Annotated in this window: 15 protein-coding genes; 8 read left to right on the top strand and 7 right to left on the bottom strand. The window is 69.0% G+C overall.

Going from position 1 to position 17,827, the window contains the following annotated elements:
- Positions 1 to 278 precede the first annotated feature (278 nt).
- Positions 279 to 2,237 carry a CASTOR/POLLUX-related putative ion channel gene (locus tag ACW4TU_RS09810; RefSeq protein ID WP_457426673.1) on the top strand — a complete coding sequence of 653 codons (1,959 nt, stop codon included), beginning with the start codon at positions 279 to 281 and terminating at the stop codon, positions 2,235 to 2,237.
- A 23-nt stretch (positions 2,238 to 2,260) separates the two neighbouring features.
- Here the strand turns inward: ACW4TU_RS09810 and ACW4TU_RS09805 are convergent, their stop codons facing one another.
- On the bottom strand, positions 2,261 to 4,210 hold the full coding sequence (locus ACW4TU_RS09805) for a flavin monoamine oxidase family protein (protein WP_457430007.1): 1,950 nt from the start codon (positions 4,208 to 4,210) through the stop codon (positions 2,261 to 2,263).
- Between the two features lie 579 nt (positions 4,211 to 4,789).
- Between ACW4TU_RS09805 and ACW4TU_RS09800 the strand changes: the two genes are divergently transcribed.
- Positions 4,790 to 5,551, top strand: coding sequence for a LamG domain-containing protein (locus ACW4TU_RS09800; protein ID WP_457426671.1), 762 nt, complete (start codon positions 4,790 to 4,792; stop codon positions 5,549 to 5,551).
- A 223-nt stretch (positions 5,552 to 5,774) separates the two neighbouring features.
- Here the strand turns inward: ACW4TU_RS09800 and ACW4TU_RS09795 are convergent, their stop codons facing one another.
- Together ACW4TU_RS09795 and ACW4TU_RS09790 are read right to left on the bottom strand one after the other, a co-directional pair.
- Positions 5,775 to 6,296 carry a hypothetical protein gene (locus tag ACW4TU_RS09795; protein ID WP_457426669.1) on the bottom strand — a complete coding sequence of 174 codons (522 nt, stop codon included), beginning with the start codon at positions 6,294 to 6,296 and terminating at the stop codon, positions 5,775 to 5,777.
- Between the two features lie 295 nt (positions 6,297 to 6,591).
- On the bottom strand, positions 6,592 to 7,128 hold the full coding sequence (locus ACW4TU_RS09790) for an isoprenylcysteine carboxyl methyltransferase family protein (RefSeq protein WP_457426667.1): 537 nt from the start codon (positions 7,126 to 7,128) through the stop codon (positions 6,592 to 6,594).
- Positions 7,129 to 7,337: 209 nt separating this feature from the next.
- On the opposite strand from ACW4TU_RS09790, the gene ACW4TU_RS09785 reads away from it, so the two are divergent.
- From ACW4TU_RS09785 to ACW4TU_RS09760, 6 genes are all read left to right on the top strand, one after another.
- Positions 7,338 to 8,267 carry an acyl-ACP desaturase gene (locus ACW4TU_RS09785; RefSeq protein ID WP_457426665.1) on the top strand — a complete coding sequence of 310 codons (930 nt, stop codon included), beginning with the start codon at positions 7,338 to 7,340 and terminating at the stop codon, positions 8,265 to 8,267.
- A 48-nt stretch (positions 8,268 to 8,315) separates the two neighbouring features.
- Positions 8,316 to 8,600 carry a phosphopantetheine-binding protein gene (locus tag ACW4TU_RS09780; RefSeq protein WP_189152214.1) on the top strand — a complete coding sequence of 95 codons (285 nt, stop codon included), beginning with the start codon at positions 8,316 to 8,318 and terminating at the stop codon, positions 8,598 to 8,600.
- Positions 8,590 to 9,810, top strand: a complete 1,221-nt coding sequence (locus ACW4TU_RS09775) for a beta-ketoacyl-[acyl-carrier-protein] synthase family protein (protein WP_457426663.1) — start codon at positions 8,590 to 8,592, stop codon at positions 9,808 to 9,810. The genes ACW4TU_RS09780 and ACW4TU_RS09775 overlap by 11 nt, the downstream gene beginning before the upstream one ends.
- 269 nt (positions 9,811 to 10,079) lie before the next feature.
- Entirely contained in the window at positions 10,080 to 12,011 is a 1,932-nt protein-coding gene (locus ACW4TU_RS09770; protein WP_457426661.1) for an MMPL family transporter, read from the top strand.
- A 4-nt stretch (positions 12,012 to 12,015) separates the two neighbouring features.
- A complete protein-coding gene (locus tag ACW4TU_RS09765) occupies positions 12,016 to 13,125 on the top strand; it encodes a type III polyketide synthase (protein ID WP_457426659.1) in 1,110 nt (369 codons plus the stop codon).
- Between the two features lie 225 nt (positions 13,126 to 13,350).
- A complete protein-coding gene (locus ACW4TU_RS09760; RefSeq protein ID WP_457426657.1) occupies positions 13,351 to 13,530 on the top strand; it encodes a hypothetical protein in 180 nt (59 codons plus the stop codon).
- On the opposite strand, the gene ACW4TU_RS09755 is transcribed toward ACW4TU_RS09760, so the two are convergent.
- The 4 genes from ACW4TU_RS09755 to ACW4TU_RS09740 all read right to left on the bottom strand — a co-directional run bounded on the left by ACW4TU_RS09755 (position 13,527) and on the right by ACW4TU_RS09740 (position 16,958).
- Entirely contained in the window at positions 13,527 to 13,706 is a 180-nt protein-coding gene (locus tag ACW4TU_RS09755; protein WP_457430006.1) for a DUF6207 family protein, read from the bottom strand. The two genes, ACW4TU_RS09760 and ACW4TU_RS09755, sit on opposite strands and share 4 nt — an antisense overlap.
- 75 nt (positions 13,707 to 13,781) lie before the next feature.
- Positions 13,782 to 14,600, bottom strand: a complete 819-nt coding sequence (gene istB, locus ACW4TU_RS09750; protein ID WP_457417023.1) for an IS21-like element helper ATPase IstB — start codon at positions 14,598 to 14,600, stop codon at positions 13,782 to 13,784.
- Entirely contained in the window at positions 14,600 to 15,880 is a 1,281-nt protein-coding gene (gene istA / locus ACW4TU_RS09745) for an IS21 family transposase (RefSeq protein ID WP_457417022.1), read from the bottom strand. Before istA ends, istB begins: the two co-directional genes overlap by 1 nt.
- A 121-nt stretch (positions 15,881 to 16,001) precedes the next feature.
- Positions 16,002 to 16,958, bottom strand: coding sequence for a DUF6193 family natural product biosynthesis protein (locus ACW4TU_RS09740; protein ID WP_457430004.1), 957 nt, complete (start codon positions 16,956 to 16,958; stop codon positions 16,002 to 16,004).
- Positions 16,959 to 17,827: the final 869 nt, after the last annotated feature.

The following is a 17,827-nucleotide window of genomic DNA, read 5'->3' as shown; positions in this document are numbered from 1 at the left end:
TGGGTTGCCCTGTGTCGCTCCGCAGCTCGGCGGCCGCTGCCAGGGCACATCCCTGCGGGCTGTGGTTTCCACGGTCGTGGTCGTGGGGCGAGGCCGGATCGGTATGCACCGACGTCGCGCTCGGTGCCCCGCCGGGCCTGGCTTCCATGGTGCGTTCATACCTCTGAGTGAGGTCGGTCGGGTTCAAGGGGGGCGGGAGCAGGGATCTGCCTAGGGTGATTTCTGGGGTGGCGGGCAGCCGCTCCGATCGGCGCGTCGACTCATGTACGGGAGTTTGTGTGGCGCAGCAGCACACGACGTCACTCCGGCTCCGTCTCCGGTACCGCTTCGACCATCTGGTCTCGGGGGGAACGACCGCGCTCATCGGCTGGCTGGCCCTGGCCTGCCTCGCCGTTGTCGTTCCGGCGAGCATGGTCCTTGTCTGGTCCGACCGGGCTGCTCCGGCAACGCTCTCCGGCCGGCTCACCGCGGTGTGGGTCAGCGTCGGTCAGACGCTGAAGATCGGGGGTGCGGTCGGTTCCCCGCTCTACGTGCTGGCTTCCGTGTCGCTCGCGCTGGTGGCGCTGCTCTTCGTGTCAACCCTGGTCAGTCTGATCACCACGGGTATCAACCGGCGCATCATGTTGCTGCGCCTGGGTCACTCCACCGTGGTGGAGATGCGGCACACCGTCGTCCTGGGGTGGTCGGACCAGGTGTTTCCCGTGATCGGGGAGCTGGTGGCCGCGAACGCGAACCAGCGCCGCTCCGCCGTCGCCGTGCTGGCCCCGCAGGACAAGGTGTGGATGGAGGACGAGATCTCCACCCGCGTCGGCGACAGTGGCAGGACGCGGATAATCTGCCGCAACGGGAGCACCACCGACCCCACCGAGCTGTGCCGGGTGAGTCCGCGCACCGCGAAGGCGGTGCTGGTGCTGCCTCCCACGGGGGATACCGGTGACGCCCATGTGGTGAAGACGCTGCTGGCCCTCGACGCGGCCGTCCCCGGGTTCGGTGAAGGGGAGGCGGTGGTGGTCGCCGCCGTCCGTGACTCCCGCAACCACATGACCGCCAGGCTGGCTGCCGGGCCCACGGGGCACGTCCTGTGCGTCGATGACATCGTCGCCCGGCTCCTCGTCTCGACGGCCCGGCAGCCCGGCCTCTCCCTCGTCTACTCGGAGTTGCTGGACTTCGAGGGAGACGAGTTCTACCCGGTCGCCGCCGGGGGCCTGGTGGGGCGTACGTTCGGCGAGGCGCTGCTGTCGTTCGCCACGTCCTCGGCGGTCGGCCTGCTGCACACCGACGGCAGCGTCACCCTCAATCCGGATCCGGGGTCGGCGATCGGCCCGGGCGACCGGATCATCGTCATCTCCCAGGACGACGACACGGCCGTGCGGACGGACGTGGCCTCCCGTGTCGAGGAGAACGCGATCGTGACGGCCGAGCCAAGGACCGCCCAGGCCGAACGCCTCCTCCTGCTCGGCTGGAACCGCCGCGCCCCGCTCGTCATCGAGCAGCTCGACCAGTACGTGAGCCCGGGAACCACCCTGGACGTCGTGTCGCTCGGCGAGTACGCGGCCACGCGCGGCGCCCGGGCCGTCACGGCCGAGCGGTCCCACCTCGAAGTCTCCTTCCACGACGGGGACATCACCGATCCGCGCACCCTGGCCAAGCTGGACGTGCCCTCGTACGACAGCGTGATCGTGATCGGTGAGACGGAGCTCGCGGCCCCGGCCTGCGGCTCGGCCTCGGACCCGCCTGTTAACTCCCTCGCTCCGGTGCCGGATCCTGAGGCCCGGGCGGACGACAGGACACTGCTCACCCTGCTGCATCTGCGGGCCGTCGCGGACGCCGCGCAGCGGCAACTCGCGCTCACCACCGAGATGTCCGACGACGGCAACCGGCTCCTCGCGCCCGCCCGGGACGGCGCCGACTTCATCGTGAGCGGCAGGCTGATCAGCCTGCTGATGACCCAGATCTCGCAGAGCCCGTATCTCGCCGGGGTCTTCGAGGAGTTGTTCACGGCGGAGGGGCACGAGTTCCACCTCAAGCCGGCCGCGGACTACGTCCGGGCCGGTCATGAGGTCTCCTTCGCCACCGCCGTCGAGTCGGCGCGCCGGCGCCGTGAATGCGCGGTCGGCTACCGGCTGCGCGCGCGGAGCGCCACGGGCCCCGACTACGGGGTGCGGATCAACCCCGACAAGCGGCAGCGGGTCCGGTTCTCGGAGGGGGACTGGCTGATCGTGCTCGCCGAGAGCTGACGGCGCGACGTCTGGGCGGCCCGCTACGCCGTGTGCACTTCCAGGGCGGTCCGCACCGCGGATTCCAGGGCTCCCTCGATCCAGGCGGGCTTGATGGAGGTGTGGCAGCCGGCGAAGTGCAGGTTGCCCTCGGCCTTGCGGACGTGGGGGAAGAGCTCGGTGTGCTGGCCGGGCAGCAGTACGGACGCCTCGCCGTAGGCGTACGGGTCGCGCATCCAGGACTGGGTGCGGCCGACGCCGGTGTAGAACACCTCGATGCGCTGCCCGAACACCTCCTGGACCCCGGCGAGGGCGCGCGGGTAGCGCTCCTCGTCGTCCAGGGAGTCCCACTTCAGGGCGTCGTCCGACCAGCTGTAGGAGGCGAGGATGACGCCGCCGGCGCTGCCTTCGACAGGGTAGGAAGGCTGGAACATGAAGCGGTTGGGGTTGTCGGTGGCCGAACCGCCGCCGATGACACCGGCCGCCTCGGGCTGGTCGCGGGTGACCACGCGGCAGGCGGCGTAGTGGGAGCGCTGGCCTGCGGAGATGTGGCCCTCGGGGACGGAGGAGTGGGCGCCCAGCAGCATTCCGTTCGTCGGCGTCTGCCCGGTCTGGTACTTCCGGTACAGGCCGGGCTGCACGGCCTCCAGCTCACGTTTCCAGTCGGCCTCGTCGAACTCCCACCAGCGGCGGCTGAATTCGAGCAGCACCTTGGTGGCGGCGTCGTAGTGCAGCTCGGTGACCGCGCGCCGCTTGCCGTACGAGAGCGCCGGGGCGACGGGGATGTGGCGCAGCCCGGAGAAGGGGACGGTGATGATGGCGGTGTCGGCGGTGAAGGTCTCGCGCCGCACGGGGCTGCCGCCGCGGCCCTCGGAGACGGTCTCGACGCTGACCTTGCCCTCGCCGTGGGTGATGCGGGTGGCACGGCGGTCGAGCCGTACCAGGTCCTTCACGCGGGCGTACATGGCGTCGGCCAGGGTGGCGGTGCCGTCGGGCAGTTCGTAGAAGGCGGTGTCGGGGCTGATCAGGGAGGCGCCGATGAAACTGTGTACGAAGGCGAGGTGCAGGCGGGAGGTGAGGTTCTCGACGGTTCCGATCAGGTCGATGGTCCGCTCGTCGAGCCTGGCCTCCTCCGTCAGGAAGCGGTACATCGACATGTGGCCGTAGCGCTGGATGACGCGTGCCCAGCCCTCGACGAGTTCCTTGTCCTTCTTGCCCTCGATCTCCTTGCGTACGGGGGCGAAGGCGTCGCGGACGATCTGCGATGCGGGGACGGACTCGTACGCCCGCGGCACTCCGAAGGAACGATTGAGCGTCTGCGGGGCGCGCGCGTAGTCGGCGCGGCGGACGCGGATGCCGTTGACGTAGATCCACGTCCGGTAGGCGGGGCGGCCGGCCGCGTCCACGTCGACCAGGTGGAAGCGACGGCGCTTGAGGCCGAGGCTGTCCATCAGTCCGGTGACCAGGGGGTGGCTGTCGGGGATGCGCATCGCGCCGGCCTCGGCGTACTGCTTCGGGTCGGCGAAGGGCTGGGCGGCGTTCTCGTGGCCGCCGGTGCGGAAGGTCTTGATCCGGCCGCCGACCCGGTTGGCGTTGGCCTCGATGACGGTGACCTGGTGGCCGGCCTCGCGCAGGAGGTGTGCGGCGGTGAGGCCGGCCGGCCCGGCGCCGACGATCAGCACCTTCTTGCCGGGGCGGCGCGAGCGGGGCAGACCGTTGTTCAGGAGGATGTCGGCGTAGCGCGGGACGAGCGGCTGGTCCTCGTCGTCCCGTACGAGGATGGCCCGGGCGATCGTCAGGCAGGCGCCCCAGTCGGTGACCGCGGTGGCGGGGGCGGCCTGCGCGGTCCCGGCGGAGGTGGCGGCGACCGTCAGCCCGCCGGCTCCGGCGACCGCGGCCGCGCCGGCGATGACGGTACGACGGGAGGGCGCAGGTGCGGGCCCGCCGGGGGTACCGGGAGCTTCGGGGTTTTCGGGGTTGGCATCGGGATCCATGATCATGACCCAACTCTTGCCGCCCGCCCGATCCCGGACGGCCAGAATGCACCCGCGCGGGAAAGTACCACCCGGACGTGTGTCGCGCGCTGTCCCGAGCTGACGAACTGAGTTTCGTACGGGCGGTCTTCGTTCCGAGCAGCCGAGCGCCGCACTGGCTGCACCGCCGGTGTTCCTCCTGGCCATGTGCCCCAGGGTTCTCCCGTCCGGCGGGGCCCAGGGACCTCACCCAGCTGGTGGTCAGCGAGCTGGTCACCAACGCCCGCAAGTACGCTCCCGGCCCCGTTCTGCTCCGCTGCTGGACGCGATCGCCGTCGACGGGTTCCCGCTGCTGCCGCCCCGCTCCCTGCGCTACATCGAGGCCCCCGCCTCCTACAGCGGGGACGCCCCGTCGGTCTTCCTGGGCGGCGGCATCACCGGGTGCCCGAACTGGCAGCGGTCGAGGTGGCGGTGAAGTTCTACGACCGCACCGGGACGAGGTCGCCGACTTGGCGATGCGGATTCGCTCGTCCGAGTTGTCCTTTCCGTGGGTTCACGGGCATTTGCATGCCGAAGTCATATATGGAGCAGCATCTGCGCATGGAGAATCCTGCATGCGATGGGACACCGTCGGCGGAGGGGATTTCGTCTGGACCTGAGGTCGTCTTTACGGCGGACTTCGGGTCTACCCGTCAATGGGTGGCAGGGCGTTCGTGGGCATATCCGAACGGCGGACCGGTCAACCCCGGCGACAACAAACTGGATCACCTGACGGCGGATCCCGCGTACAGCCGCTCGGGCACCTTCCGTGCCACCCTCCGCAAGGACGGCCGGTGGGACACGGGCCTGCTCACCACAGAGGGGAGCGAGGAGGCCTTCACCGTCCGTGCCGGGGATGTGCTCGAGGCACGGGTCAGATTGCCGTACGAGGCCGGGGCCTGGCCGGCCATCTGGACCTGGCGGGACGGCGACCAGGAGATCGATGTCTTCGAATACCACCCCGACAACCCCGACCTCCTGGAGCTGACCAACCACGTCCGCGGCGGCAACCTCTACTACCGCGATCCTGCTATCGGCCCGGGCGCGTGGGTCGACCTTCGCGTTGAGTTCGGCCCGAGGTCCGTGATCTGGTGGGTGAACGGCAGCCGGGTGTTCGCCGACCGCCAAGGCGTGGGGCGTGCCTGGCACGCCTACCTCATCGTCAACCTGTCGGTGTCCGCGGGCCGTTATCACCCGTCACCGGCTCCCCACGTCAAGGAGATGTCGTATGAGGTCCAGCACCTCGTGGTGCGGCGGCCGGCCGCGCTTATGGAGGCGCTGCCCGACGAGTCCGAGGCGGCGGCCGACTGCGACGGACCGTGAGCCTGCGGGTGACGGAGATATTCCGCAGGCCAGAAGCGGTGAACGCGGGGACGTGTTACTCACTTTCGGGTGACGGCCCGCACGGTGCCGGGGTGGCGCGGTGTGGCGGCTGCAGGCCGAGGCTTCCCGTCGTCCGCGCTCAGCGTCTCGGCAGCACCCGCGCGCTGGCGGCGAGCAGGTGCTGTGAGGAGCGCGGGACGTGATCTCCGTGGTGGCTTGCCTGTCACCAACCAGCCTTGGCGTTGCTGTAGGCCTGCTGGCAGGTGGTGTTGGTCGCTGCAGTGGAAAGCTTCTGCATGGCGTTGCCCCAGACCTTCTTGGCCACAGTCTCCATGGGGCGGGTCGCCGCCGGAATGTTCGGTGAGTACTTCTGCAGGGTTCCGATAGTGGCGCTGACGAATTTCTGGCACTCCAGGCCGGCGGTGTTCTGGTAGCGGGTGTCGAGGTCCTTCGCCACGGCCGTCGCGTTTGCGGTGGACCACGTGTTCCACGCACTGCACGCGTTCTCGGTGAACTTCTGCTGATCGGCGTCGCTCAGCATGAGCAGCTCCTGCAGAAGGGTGCTCTTGACCTTGTCGGGGACCGTGAACTGCTGGACGGGGAGCTTGTCCTGGAACTCGGCGATGGCCGTCTGGCATGCGGGAGGCAGCTGTGCCGCCTGCGCGGGGGACGGCAGTGTGAGCAGTGATGCGGACACGACGGTGGCGGCGACGGCGGCGCGCTGGAGGGTGTGACAGATGCTCATGGTGAACGTCCTCCTCAAGAGGGGCGGGTACCCGGGCGGGGCGCACGAGCAGCCCATTCACATAACAGCCGTAATCCGTATAAGTTACGCAAGTCGGTGCTGCTTCGGTGCATCGCGTGCGGTGAGCGCCGCAATCGAGGCGTGACGCAGCCCCGCTCCTGCAGCGGGCAGGGCTGCGCCAGTGACTGGCGGGCCAGGTGTCAGGCCCTGCTGGAATCGCGGCAGGTGGCGGCGCACTCTGCGTACTTCGGTGTGGGGTTCCAGAGCAGGCGGCCCTCGCCGGTCTGGCGGGATGTCATGCCGCGAGGCGCAGAGCGGCGTTTTCGGTCCGGAGTCGCACGGTGAGAACAGCCGCGTTGGCGGCGGTGAAGAGCACTGCCGTCATCCAGGCATTGAAGACCAGGGGAAGGGTGATGCCTTCGACGGCGACGAGAAGGTAGTTGGGGTGACGGAGCCAGCGGTATGGCCCGCGGCGGATCAAGGGCATGCCGGGGATGACGATCACGCGGGTGTTCCAATGAGGCCCGAGGGAGCGCACGCACCACCAGCGGCCGGCGTGCACCAGTACCTGCACACACAGGGCGGGACCGCCCAGGTATGGCAGGAAATGCCGGTGCCCGGCCGCCGCTTCGGTCAGGATGCCCGCGAAGAGCCCGATGTGCGCGGCGACCATGAAGGGAAATTGTTTTCGTCCGAACTCCAGCCCGCCCGCCGACTTCGCCCAGCGCGCGTGCTTCCAAGACAGCCACAACTCGGTCAGGCGCTCGACGGCAACGGTGAACAGCAGCACCAGCAGCGCCGCGGGCAGCTCGAAGAATGTCGAGGGATTCACACCTTTCCTTCCCTCACGGCCGGTTTATGTGGCTCCCGGCGGAATGATGGGCGGCCGGCTGCGTGAGAGACCACTATCACCGTCGGCCCCGGGCGGTGTCCTCCAGTGGAGGCTGCCTCGCTCGAACGAGTGGAAGGCCGTTTCTCACGTGCTCCTCGCGGCGTTCAAACGGTGATACATCCGGATGCCGAGATGCTTTGGGGTGGGCTGTGGCGTGCGCTGAGGGGGAGCATGTGCTGCGGGAGTTGGAGCCGTCGGTCGAGCGGCTGCTGGAGCGGCACCTGGCTGTCGCACAAGACTGGCTGCCGCATCAGTTCGTCCCCTGGAGCGAGGCACAGGACTTCGACGGGCCGCTCGGCGGCGCGGCGTGGGAGCTGCACCAGTCAGCTCTGGCCCGGGCCGTACAGGACGCCTTGGTGATCAATCTGTTGACGGAGGACAACCTCCCCAGCTATCACTTCGAGATCGCCACCCGTTTGCGGCGCGACGGTGCCTGGGGCGCGTGGGTGCACCGGTGGACAGCCGAGGAGGACCGGCACGCGGGGGCGCTGCGGGCTTTCATCCATGCACGCCGGGCGGTGGATCCCGTCGCTCTGGAACGCCTGCGGATGAGCCACATGGAGACCGGGTGGTCCGCCGGCTGGCTCTCTCCGCTGCACTGCCTGGCGTATGTGACCGTTCAGGAGCTGGCGACCAGGCAGGCGCACCGCAACACCGGCGCTCTGTGCGGCGACCGGGTGGGCGAGGCGCTGATGGCCCGGATCGCGGCCGACGAGAACCTGCACATGCTGTTCTACCGAGGGCTGTACCACGACGCCCTGCAAGCATTCCCCGACGAGGCGATGGCAGCCCTGGCGGACGTTCTGTGCGGCTTCGAGATGCCCGGCACGGCGATCGCCGGCTTCCGGGCACGGGCCGCGCGCGTCGCTGCGGCGGGCATCTTCAACCTGGACATCCATCACGAGCACGTCGTCCTGCCCCTGCTGCGAGCGCTCGGCGTGATGGAGATGCCGGCGCTCGGCCCGGCGGGACAGCAGGCACAGTCCCGGATCGGCCTGCATGTCGAGGCTCTGCAGACACGGGCGGCCCGCGCCCGCGACGTCTACGCCCGGATGAACGCCGAGCGGACGCATCAATAACGCGAACAGGCCAGATGCCTGACGCCCAATCAGACAGGAAGTCACAGAATGACGTATGCAGCCGAATCGGCGGCTGACCTGCCGGCACAGCGGCACGCGCTGCCTGACCTCCTTGTCACTTTGCTGACCAAACACCTGAACGTGCCCGTCCTCCCGCAGGAGCTCAAGCCCGCCACCACCTTCGAGGACCTCGGGATGGACTCCCTGTCCTTGATGGAACTCGTCGTGGCGGCGGAGGAAGAGTTCGGGATCATCCTCTCCGAGGAGACCCTGGACCTCTCACCGTCCGCGACGCTCGGCGAAGCGGCACGAGGTTTCGACGATGCCCACTGATATCGCGGTCACCGGCCTCGGCCTGGTCACTCCAGCGGGACTCACTCCGGAGGCCAACTGGGCCACTCTCTGCGCGGGCCGCTCCACGGCGGCCGCCGATCCCGTTCTTCACGGGCTGCCGGTCGACTTCTCCTGTCAGATCACCGGCCTTGACGCCGAAGCAGAACTCGGCCGGCTCACACGCCGCCTGGACGACTTCATCCAGTTCGCCATGGTGGCTGCCCGTCGCGCGGTCCGTGACGCGGCTCTCGACCCGCACACCTGGCGGGCTGAGCGCGTCGGCGTCGTCCTGGGGGTAGGGGGAACCAGCCTGACCGCGTACGAAAAGGCCTTCCAGCACCTCTCGGCGGGCCACCCTGACCGGGTCTCCCCGCTCAGCGTGCCGCGCAGCAACCCCAACATGGCAGCCGGCGAAGTCGCGATCGATCTAGGGGCCCGGGGACCGAACTTTTCCGTGTCCACCGCCTGTGCCTCGGGCGCGACCGCGATCGGCGTAGCCCGCGACCTGCTGCGTTCGGGAACGTGCGACATCGTGCTGGCGGGAGGCGCCGAGTCCGCCCGCTCCCGGATGACGGCCGCGTGCTTTGCACGGATGCGGGCCCTGTCCCGGCGCCGCGACCAGCCCCACCTCGCCAGCCGGCCCTTCGACTCCGCACGCGACGGATTCGTCCTGGGTGAGGGTGCCGCCGTCCTGGTCCTCGAGCCCTTGACCGCCGCGCGCTCCCGTGGCGTGTCCGTCCAGGCTCTGCTGCGCGGCTTTGGATCCAGCGCTGACGCCCACCACCCCATCGCTCCGCACCCCGAGGGCCGCGGCGTCATCCAGGCTGTGACCACGGCGCTGGAGGACGCGGGGTGCCGACCGCAGGACATCGGCCACATCAATGCCCATGGAACCTCCACCCCGACCAACGACACTGTGGAGGCGGCCGCCCTCACTCGGATCTTCGGCGACCAGCCGCCACCGGTCACAGCGCCCAAGGGCGTGATCGGCCACTCGCTCGGGGCAGCCGGTGCGATCGAGGCGGCCTACACCGTGCTCGCCCTGCGGCACGCCAGCATCCCGCCGGTGGCGAACTTCGAGTTCCAGGACGGCGATCACAAACTCGACATCGTGGCCGCCAGCCCGCGCCCTCTGACCATGGGCACGGGAATCAGCTGCTCGTTCGGGTTCGGCGGGCAGAACGCCGTGCTGCTGTTCGAGGCCGCCTGATGCGAGACAACCAGAGGGCACGAGATGAGGTACCACTACGGGCAAAGACGCGCCGGCGCGCCTGGCTGATCGTGGCAGGCGCGACGCTGACGGTGCTTTTCGCCGGCGCGCTGGCACCGTGGGCGGTGTCGCAGCTGAGCCCAGGAGGGACGGTCGCCCACAATGCCGAGGCGTTAAAGGCGCACCGGCAGGCGCAGCAACTGGGCGTGCCCGCGCCCGATCTGGTGTTCTCTGTGTCATCCCCTGCAGACGATGCAGACTCCGCATCCATGCCCAAGGCATCTGCAGCACGAGTGGCCGACGGAAGTTACGCCGTGGCGGCGGCCCTGGCCCGGCGACCTGAAGTGAAAACGGTCTGGTCGGCGACGACAACGGGTGATGCATGGCTGCGGTCCAAAGACGGGCACAGCCTGCTGGTCGCCACCCAGCTGAACGGCACGCAGAAGCAGCAGGAGCAGGCCGCGCCCGAAGTCGTCGCCGCAGCCCGGTCGGCCGTCCCGGGACTGCGACTTCAAGCCAGCGGCGCGATGCTGACCCAACGCGCCATGAACGACGCCATCGCACAGGACCTGCGCACAGCCGAATTGCTGGCCGCACCGATCCTCATCCTCCTCCTGGTCTTCGCATACGGCTCCCTGGTCCGCGCCCTGCTGCCCGTGGTCGTAGCCCTCGCGGCAGTCAGCTGCTCGCTGCCGGTTCTGGCACTGGTGGCCCAGTTCACCGAAGTCTCCCAGCTCGCCGTGAACGCCGCCGCGGCGCTCGGCCTGGGACTCGCTGTCGACTACAGCCTCTTCCTGCTCTCGCGCGTCCAAGAAGAAACCGTGCGCCAGATGGACCGGGAGCGGGCTCTGGCCGCCGCCCTACGATCCAGCGGCCGCTGCGTGGCCTTCTCGGCCGCCGCGATCACCGTCTGCCTGGCCACCGCATGGACGGTACCGGTTCCGATGCTCCACGGCCTGGCACTGGCAGGCATGACCGTGGCGGTTATGGCGGCGCTCATCACCCTGCTCGTACTGCCCGCCGTCCTGCGGCTACTGAGTCCCCGCCTCCTGGCCTGGGACCCCATGGCACCCTGGCGACACGCCAGCGCCGGCGACGACAGCCCCTTCTGGCGGCACACGGCTACCAAGGTCACCGCGCGCCCAGCCCTGGCAGGAGGACTGACGGTCCTGCTGCTCGCCCTGCTGGCCGTGCCCTTCTTCCACGTGCGGCTCGGCCTGGCCGACGACCGGGCCCTGCCCCCCACCGCAGCGGCGGCGCAAGCCGCACAGCACCTGCGCGCGGAATTTGCTGCACCCCCCGAACAAATCCTGACCGTCAGCGTCACCGGACCCCACGCGGCGAATGAGGCGATGTCCTACCGCGCCCAGCTCATCGACCTTGCGCACGTCACCGCCGTGCAGGTCGTACGCACCATCCCCGCCGGCAAAGCCGCGGGCCGGCAGCACCAGGCTGCGGCCGTCCTGCTGGTGGCCACATCGGCAGCTCCCGACACACAGCGTGCCACTGACCTGGTGAAAGCGATCAGAGACACCTCTGCACCCGGCAACGTACTGGTGGGAGGCCGGGCCGCAGAAGTGGCCGACACCGCACAAGCGGTCCGCGACGCCCTGCCCCGGTGCTTGACGCTGCTCGCCGCCGGACTGACGTTCCTCCTCGTCCTCTTCACCCGCACCGTCATCGCCCCCCTGAAGGCTCTGGCCGTGGCCGTCATCAGTCTGGGAGCGAGTCTGGGAGCACTCGTCGTCCTCTTCCAAGACGGTCACGGTCGCGCCCTGGTGGGTGACTTCACCGTCACCGGCTCGCTGGACACGCCCGCCCTGCTGTTCATCCTCCTGGTCACCCTCGCCCTTTCGGTGGACTACGAGGTGTTCCTCCTGGGCCGCATCCGAGAGGAATACCAGCGCAGCGGCGACAACCGAACAGCGATCATCGACGGCGTGGCCCGCACCGGCCGACTGGTGACCTGCGCCGCGACCGCGCTGATGGTCTCCACAGCGGCGATGGCAACATCCGACCTCACCCTGCTCAAGTTCATCGGGGCCGGCATCGCCCTCGGCGCCCTCGTGGACGCGGTGCTCGTGCGCGGCGTACTCGTACCCGCCGTGATGGCGGCCCTGGGCCCCGCCAACTGGTGGACACCCATCAACGTCAGATCCTCACTGCCGGTGACCGCGACCGCAGGGAAAGACAACGGCTGAGCGCATGACACTGACGACACAAGCACGAATCACAGACCCGCAGACGCCTGGACCCCGGCTGGCCGCGCTCCACACGGCCTTCCCTCCCTATCGCTACGCACAGTCAGAGCTCACCGCCGCACTGACCGCCCGGATGCCGACGCAGTCCGCAGCACGCACTCACCTGGCCCGCAAAGTCCAGTCCAATGCCGGCGTCGGTACCCGCCACATGTCCTTGCCACTGGACGAACTCCTGGACCTCATCGCAGAGGACGACTTCACCCAAAGAAACCGCATCTGGCTCGACACCGCCCTCGACCTGGGCCAGCAGTCAATCACCGGAGCCCTACGCACGGCAGGCGTGGACCCGCAACAGGTCGACGCCCTGTTCAGCACCACCGTCACAGGCCTGGCCGTACCGTCCCTGGAAACCCGGCTCGCCCACCGAATGGGACTACGCCAGGACGTCAAACGCATCCCGCTGTTCGGCAACGGCTGCGCCGGGGGAGCCGTGGGCCTCGCACGCCTTCACGACTACCTGCGCGCCCATCCCGGCCACGTAGCCGTCCTCCTCGCGGTCGAGTTGTGCTCGCTGGCGTACCGCCAAAAGGACACCTCCATGGCCAACGTCGTCGCCGGCGGCCTCTTCGGTGACGGTGCAGCCGCAGTCGTAGCATTCGGCACACACCGGCCCGGTGCACCAGGCCCTGAGCTCACCGACACCCACAGCTGGCTCATCCCGGACACCGAAGACATCCTCGGATGGGATATCGGCTCTCACGGTTTCAAGATCCTTCTCGCCCCCGAAGTCCCCACCCTCACTGAGGAATACGTCCCCAAGGCCGCCCACGACTTCCTCAGCCGCCACGGCCTGACGCCCAGCCAGATCGGCAGCTGGATCGTGCACGGCGGCGGGCCTAAGGTCCTCACCGCGGTTGAACAAGCCCTGGGTCTGCCCCCGCAAGCGCTGAACCTCACTCGCCAGTCCCTCGCAGCCCGCGGCAATCTCTCCTCTGTTTCTGTCCTGGACGTCCTGCACAGAGCCCTCAAGTCACCCCCACCCCCGGGTACTCCCGGCCTCGTCACGGCCATGGGTCCCGGATTCTCCATCGAGCAGGTTCTGCTCCACTGGTAGGCAACGCACCAGGCGGCGCACGGGCGCGCATCGGGTGCGCGCGGCGCGAGCGGGAGCACGGCCTCGCTCTGGTCGTCACCGTCATCGCCTTCCACCATGCGGAGGCCGCCGACCACGCCGACTGGCGGGTGGAAGTCGCCCACCCCCTCCGGCCGGGAACCTGGTGCCCGACGGCGTGGTGCTCCTGGCCGACGGCTCCAGCGCGTTCGTGGAAACGACCGCACCATGTCCTACGCACGCCTGGTCGCCAAGCTGGAGCGCTACGACGCCTACCGCAACGCACCGCCGTCTGGCCCCACCCCGTACGGCCGCACCAGCGGCTCCCGCCGGAGCTGCCCCGACCCCCGAGCACACCCCCAGGTAGACGGCACGCTGCCGCCGCCAGCCCCGACCACGGCTGGTTAGCGGGACGTGGCTGTCCCGCAGCTACGAGCCGGCTCCTGGCGCAAGTCCAGGAAGAACCGCAGCCGTACACCGGGCTCGCCTGGCTCACGGGTCGTACGGTCCGCAGGTGCGATCGCGCACCGCGCGGCGAGCAGTTCCTGGACCGCGAGTGCGGTTTCGTCATCGGCGGCCGCGATCTCTGTCGGCGGCGGTTGAATCCTGACCCGGTGTGGGCGGTCGAGTTCTGACCCACCGGGTCTGGTTGCTGGTGTTCAGTCGGTGTCGTGTGTGGCGGTGGGGACGCGTCCGAGTTGGCGTCCGCGCATGCGGTAGGAGTCGCCTTTGAGGGAGTGGACCTCGGCGTGGTGGACGAGGCGGTCGATCATGGCGGCGGCCACGGTCTCGTCGCCGAAGACCTCGCCCCAGCGTCCGAAGGGTTTGTTGCTCGTGACGATCACGGACGCGCGTTCGTATCTGTTCGAGATGAGCTGGAAGAACAGGTTCGCGGCCTCGGATTCGAAGGGGATGTAGCCGACCTCGTCGATCACGATCAGCGGATAGCGGGACAGTTTGGTGAGCTCGGCCTGGAGGTGTCCGGCGTGGTGGGCGGCGGCCAGGCGGTCGACCCATTCGGCGGCGGTGGCGAACGCGACCCGGTGGCCGGCCTGGCAGGCGCGGACCGCGAGTCCGATCGCCAGGTGTGTCTTCCCGGTTCCCGGCGGTCCCAGAAAAACGGCGTTCTCCTTGCCGGTGATGAAGTCCAACGTGCCCAGATGTGCGAGCTGTTGGCGCGTTATGCCGCGCAGATGGGTGATGTCGAGTTCCTCGATCGTCTTGATCGCGGGGAAGCGGGCGGTGCGGATGCGGGCCTCGCCGCCGTGGGACTCACGGGCGGAGACCTCCCGCTGGAGGCAGGCGACGAGGAACTCGGTGTGCGTCCAGGTCTCCTTCAGGGCGCGTTCGGCCAGGCGTTCAGCGGCGTCCAGCAGGGCCGGGGCCTTCATCGCCCGGGCCAGGAAGGACAGGTCGGCTGCGGTCTGACGGCCGGTCCGGGACGCCGCCGCGGCGGGGGTCTTGGTGGTGGCGGGCATCAGGAGACCTCCGGATCATCGGCCTGGCCGCCGCCCTCGATGAGGGTGAACATGCGGTCATAGGAGTCGAGCTGGCGTTGTTCGACCTCGACGACATCGGCTGCGGTGGCGGCGTTGTGCCGGCGGGCGGCCTGGGCCCGGGAGGCGTGGTGGTGGCGGTAGTCGCCGCGCAGAACGGCGGCGGCGCGGGCATGGACCGGGTCGGTGATGGTCTGCTGCTTGGCCCAGCACCGTGGATGGCGGGCGACCTCAGCCCCGCCGGGGGCGAGGGTCACGACGACCTCGTCGGTGTCGGTGCGGACCTGGACTTTCTTGCCGATGGCCAGGGGGTGCACGGAGTAGTCGCAGGTGTCGACGCGGATGTAGTGGTCGCGGCCGATGCGGGTGGCGAAACGCCACCAGCGCGGTGGGTCGACCGGCGGCAGGGTGAGCATCTGGGCCCGGTCGGCTTCCCACCGGTCGACGGGGCGGGCGCCCAGGGTGCGGTGCTGGCGCCGGTTGGCGATGGCCAGCCAGGTGGTCAGCTGGGTGGTGAAGTCGTCGGGGCCGGTGAAGGTGCGGCCGGGCAGGAAGCTGGTCTCCAGGTATCCGTTGGCCCTCTCCACGAGCCCTTTCGCTTCTGGATCGCGGGGTCTGCAGAGGTGGATCCGGGTGGCGAGCAGGCCCGCGAAGGCGGCGAAGTCGCCGGTCACCTTGCCGCGGCCGATGCCGGCCTCGTTGTCCCAGACCAGCATCCGCGGGACAGCGTTCCAGCCGGTCAGCAGCTTCCAGTGCCCGTCGATCAGGTCTCCGGTGGTGCGGGTGGGCAGCATCCGCGCGGCGATGATCCGCGAGTAGCCGGACACCATCACCAGCACCGGAGGACGGCCGGACTGCCCGTAACCGAGCGGGACGTCGACGGGTGGGAACCACAGGTCGCACTGGGCCAGCTCGCCGGGCTGATAGGTGGTGCGTGAGACCGGGTCGACGGGCAGATAGGCGGGCCGCAGCTCGCGTACGCGTTCCTTGAAGACGGTCATCCCGCGGTCCCAGCCGATCCGCTCGGCGATCACGGTCGCGGGCATCGTCGGGGTCTGCTTCAACAGCTCCCGGATCTGTGGCTCGACCGTGTCGACCGCCGAGCCCTTCGCCGGCCGGGAGTAGACCGGCGGCCGGTCGGTGGCCAGGGCCCGCTTCACAGTGTTCTTCGAGATGCCCAGCTGCCGGGCGATCGCCCTGATCGGCATCTGCTCGGCCCGGTGCAGCCTGCGGATCTCTGCCCAGTCCTCCACGGAAATCACCCTCTTCTCCTGACCTTCGATCAAGATCAGGTTGGTCAGAAGACCACGAAGTGGGTCAGTTTTGATCCGCCGTCAGAGGGTCACGATTCACCCGTCGCCGACAATCTCCACCACGTGCGCGTCAGTGATCTGCCTCATGCCTGGCACTACGCGCGGACACCCACAGAGGTTCTTCGATCCCGCTGTTTTCACCCGACCGAGTAGCGGCCGCCTCGGTGGCGACGTCCTGGACCTGGTCATGCACGCGAAGGCCGACCGGGAGTGGCCGGCGGCTAGCTTGAGGCGTCGGCCATTTGCTGCTCGTGGTGGTGCTTGAGCGCGCCATCACCGGCCGTGACGACGTCGGCAGGGGCGAGGTCGCTCCAGTACGCGTGCGTGACGATCGTCCCGGCGAGTTCGAATTCCCGCGCCCGAAGCCGGGCGACCTCCGCCGCGCTCTTTGGGATCCCAGCCTGGGGAGGCGGGGCAGGACGACTTCCGCCAGGCGCTCTCGTGCGTCTCCCACGCGTCCAGCGGTTCGGCCGACCACGGAACCCTTCCGGTAGAGCGCATCCGCGGGAAGGGACAGCACTGCGACAGTGAGCTGCTCAGTGGTTTGGGAGGTGTCTTGCCGTCTGTCGACGGTCTCGTATTTGGCTCTGACCGCGTTTTGGTGAATGATCTTGGTTTGTATATGCGAGTGGTCTGGCCTCGGTCGGTGTGGCCGTGCGCCGTCACGTGTGCTGGTTGCGGAGGCGGTGACGACCGGCTCGTAGTCGGCTGGCAGGAGTTTCACTGCCAGATTCACGGCCTCTGTGGCAGTTTCGACTTCGCCGACCACGGCGAGGGGATCACGGCGACGGACCTTGAACGATCCGCTGCGCAGAGGTTCGATGGATCCGGCCTGCAAGATCCAGGGGTCGCTGGTGCGGCTGCTGAAGAGCAGCGCGAAATGGCTGGTGAACGGATACAGCCGCCGTAGCCGTGGTGTCGCGGCAGCGGCCTCCAGCAGCGGAACGATGCCCGGATAGGGGTGTCCTGGCGAGCGAATTTCGTGGACATCGCGTGCCCACCGCCAGCTGAGTTGTAGAGACAGCATCGAGCTTCGACGACGGCGGCAGACCCGTGACTGCGCGCTGCAGCCATGTCGGGCAGAACCGGCTTCGGAGGCAGGGGTGGCGGTTCTGAGGCTTGGCTGCTCGGGTGCACCGCCACAGTGTGCTCCTGTCTGGGCTTTCACGAAAACGGGCAGAGCCTCGTATTTCCCCATCCGGAACTCCTCGTAATTGGCCATGGGGACGGCGGAGTCGGCGTCGTCGTGGCCATGGGGAGGACGGGCGTGCGTCGTCGTCCCCCGCGGTGCCAGGGTTTCCGGGCCGCCCGATAAACCGCCGGTCGTTAGGGCTGGTCAGGACTGTCCAGGGTGGCCGCAGGCCAGCGCGGAGCGCCGCCGAAGGCGCCCTTGACCGGCCGGACCAGCCCCACACTCAGCAGCCGGGCGGCCCGTCACCGCCGCAACCATCGACCCGGCGGGTGCGGGCGAAGCCCTATCCACCGAGTCACGGATGCGTAGGTGAGTGGCGCCGGGTTCAGGTGCGGGGCTGCCGAGAGGACGGCCAGCACCTGGCGCACAATGTCGACGCTGACTGTTCGGCTCCCGAACGCAGCACACCAGCAAGTCACGGCTCACCGCGTTCAGCATGCGGCCGCCGTCTCTGATGCCTGCGACGCCCTGCTCGCTCATACGAGGGGTTTCGGGACTGGTTGGCACGCCAGTGAGGCACGCCTAGAGCTGGGCGGCTGTGACGGTGATTCGTTCCCCCACGGCGCTGGCACAGCCGCACTCGGTCCAGGCCGGTGGACGCTGCCGTGTCCGGCACAAGGGGTGCCGGCAGGATTACTCATCCCTTCTACCCGCGGCGAATCCTATTTGCTGCTCTAGTAAATTCGAGGAAAATCCGCTCGCCT

The organism is Streptomyces kryoterrae, from assembly GCF_054072135.1.
The sequence above is the reverse complement of the archived record's forward strand: the minus strand, read 5'-3'. Positions and strand labels throughout refer to the sequence as shown.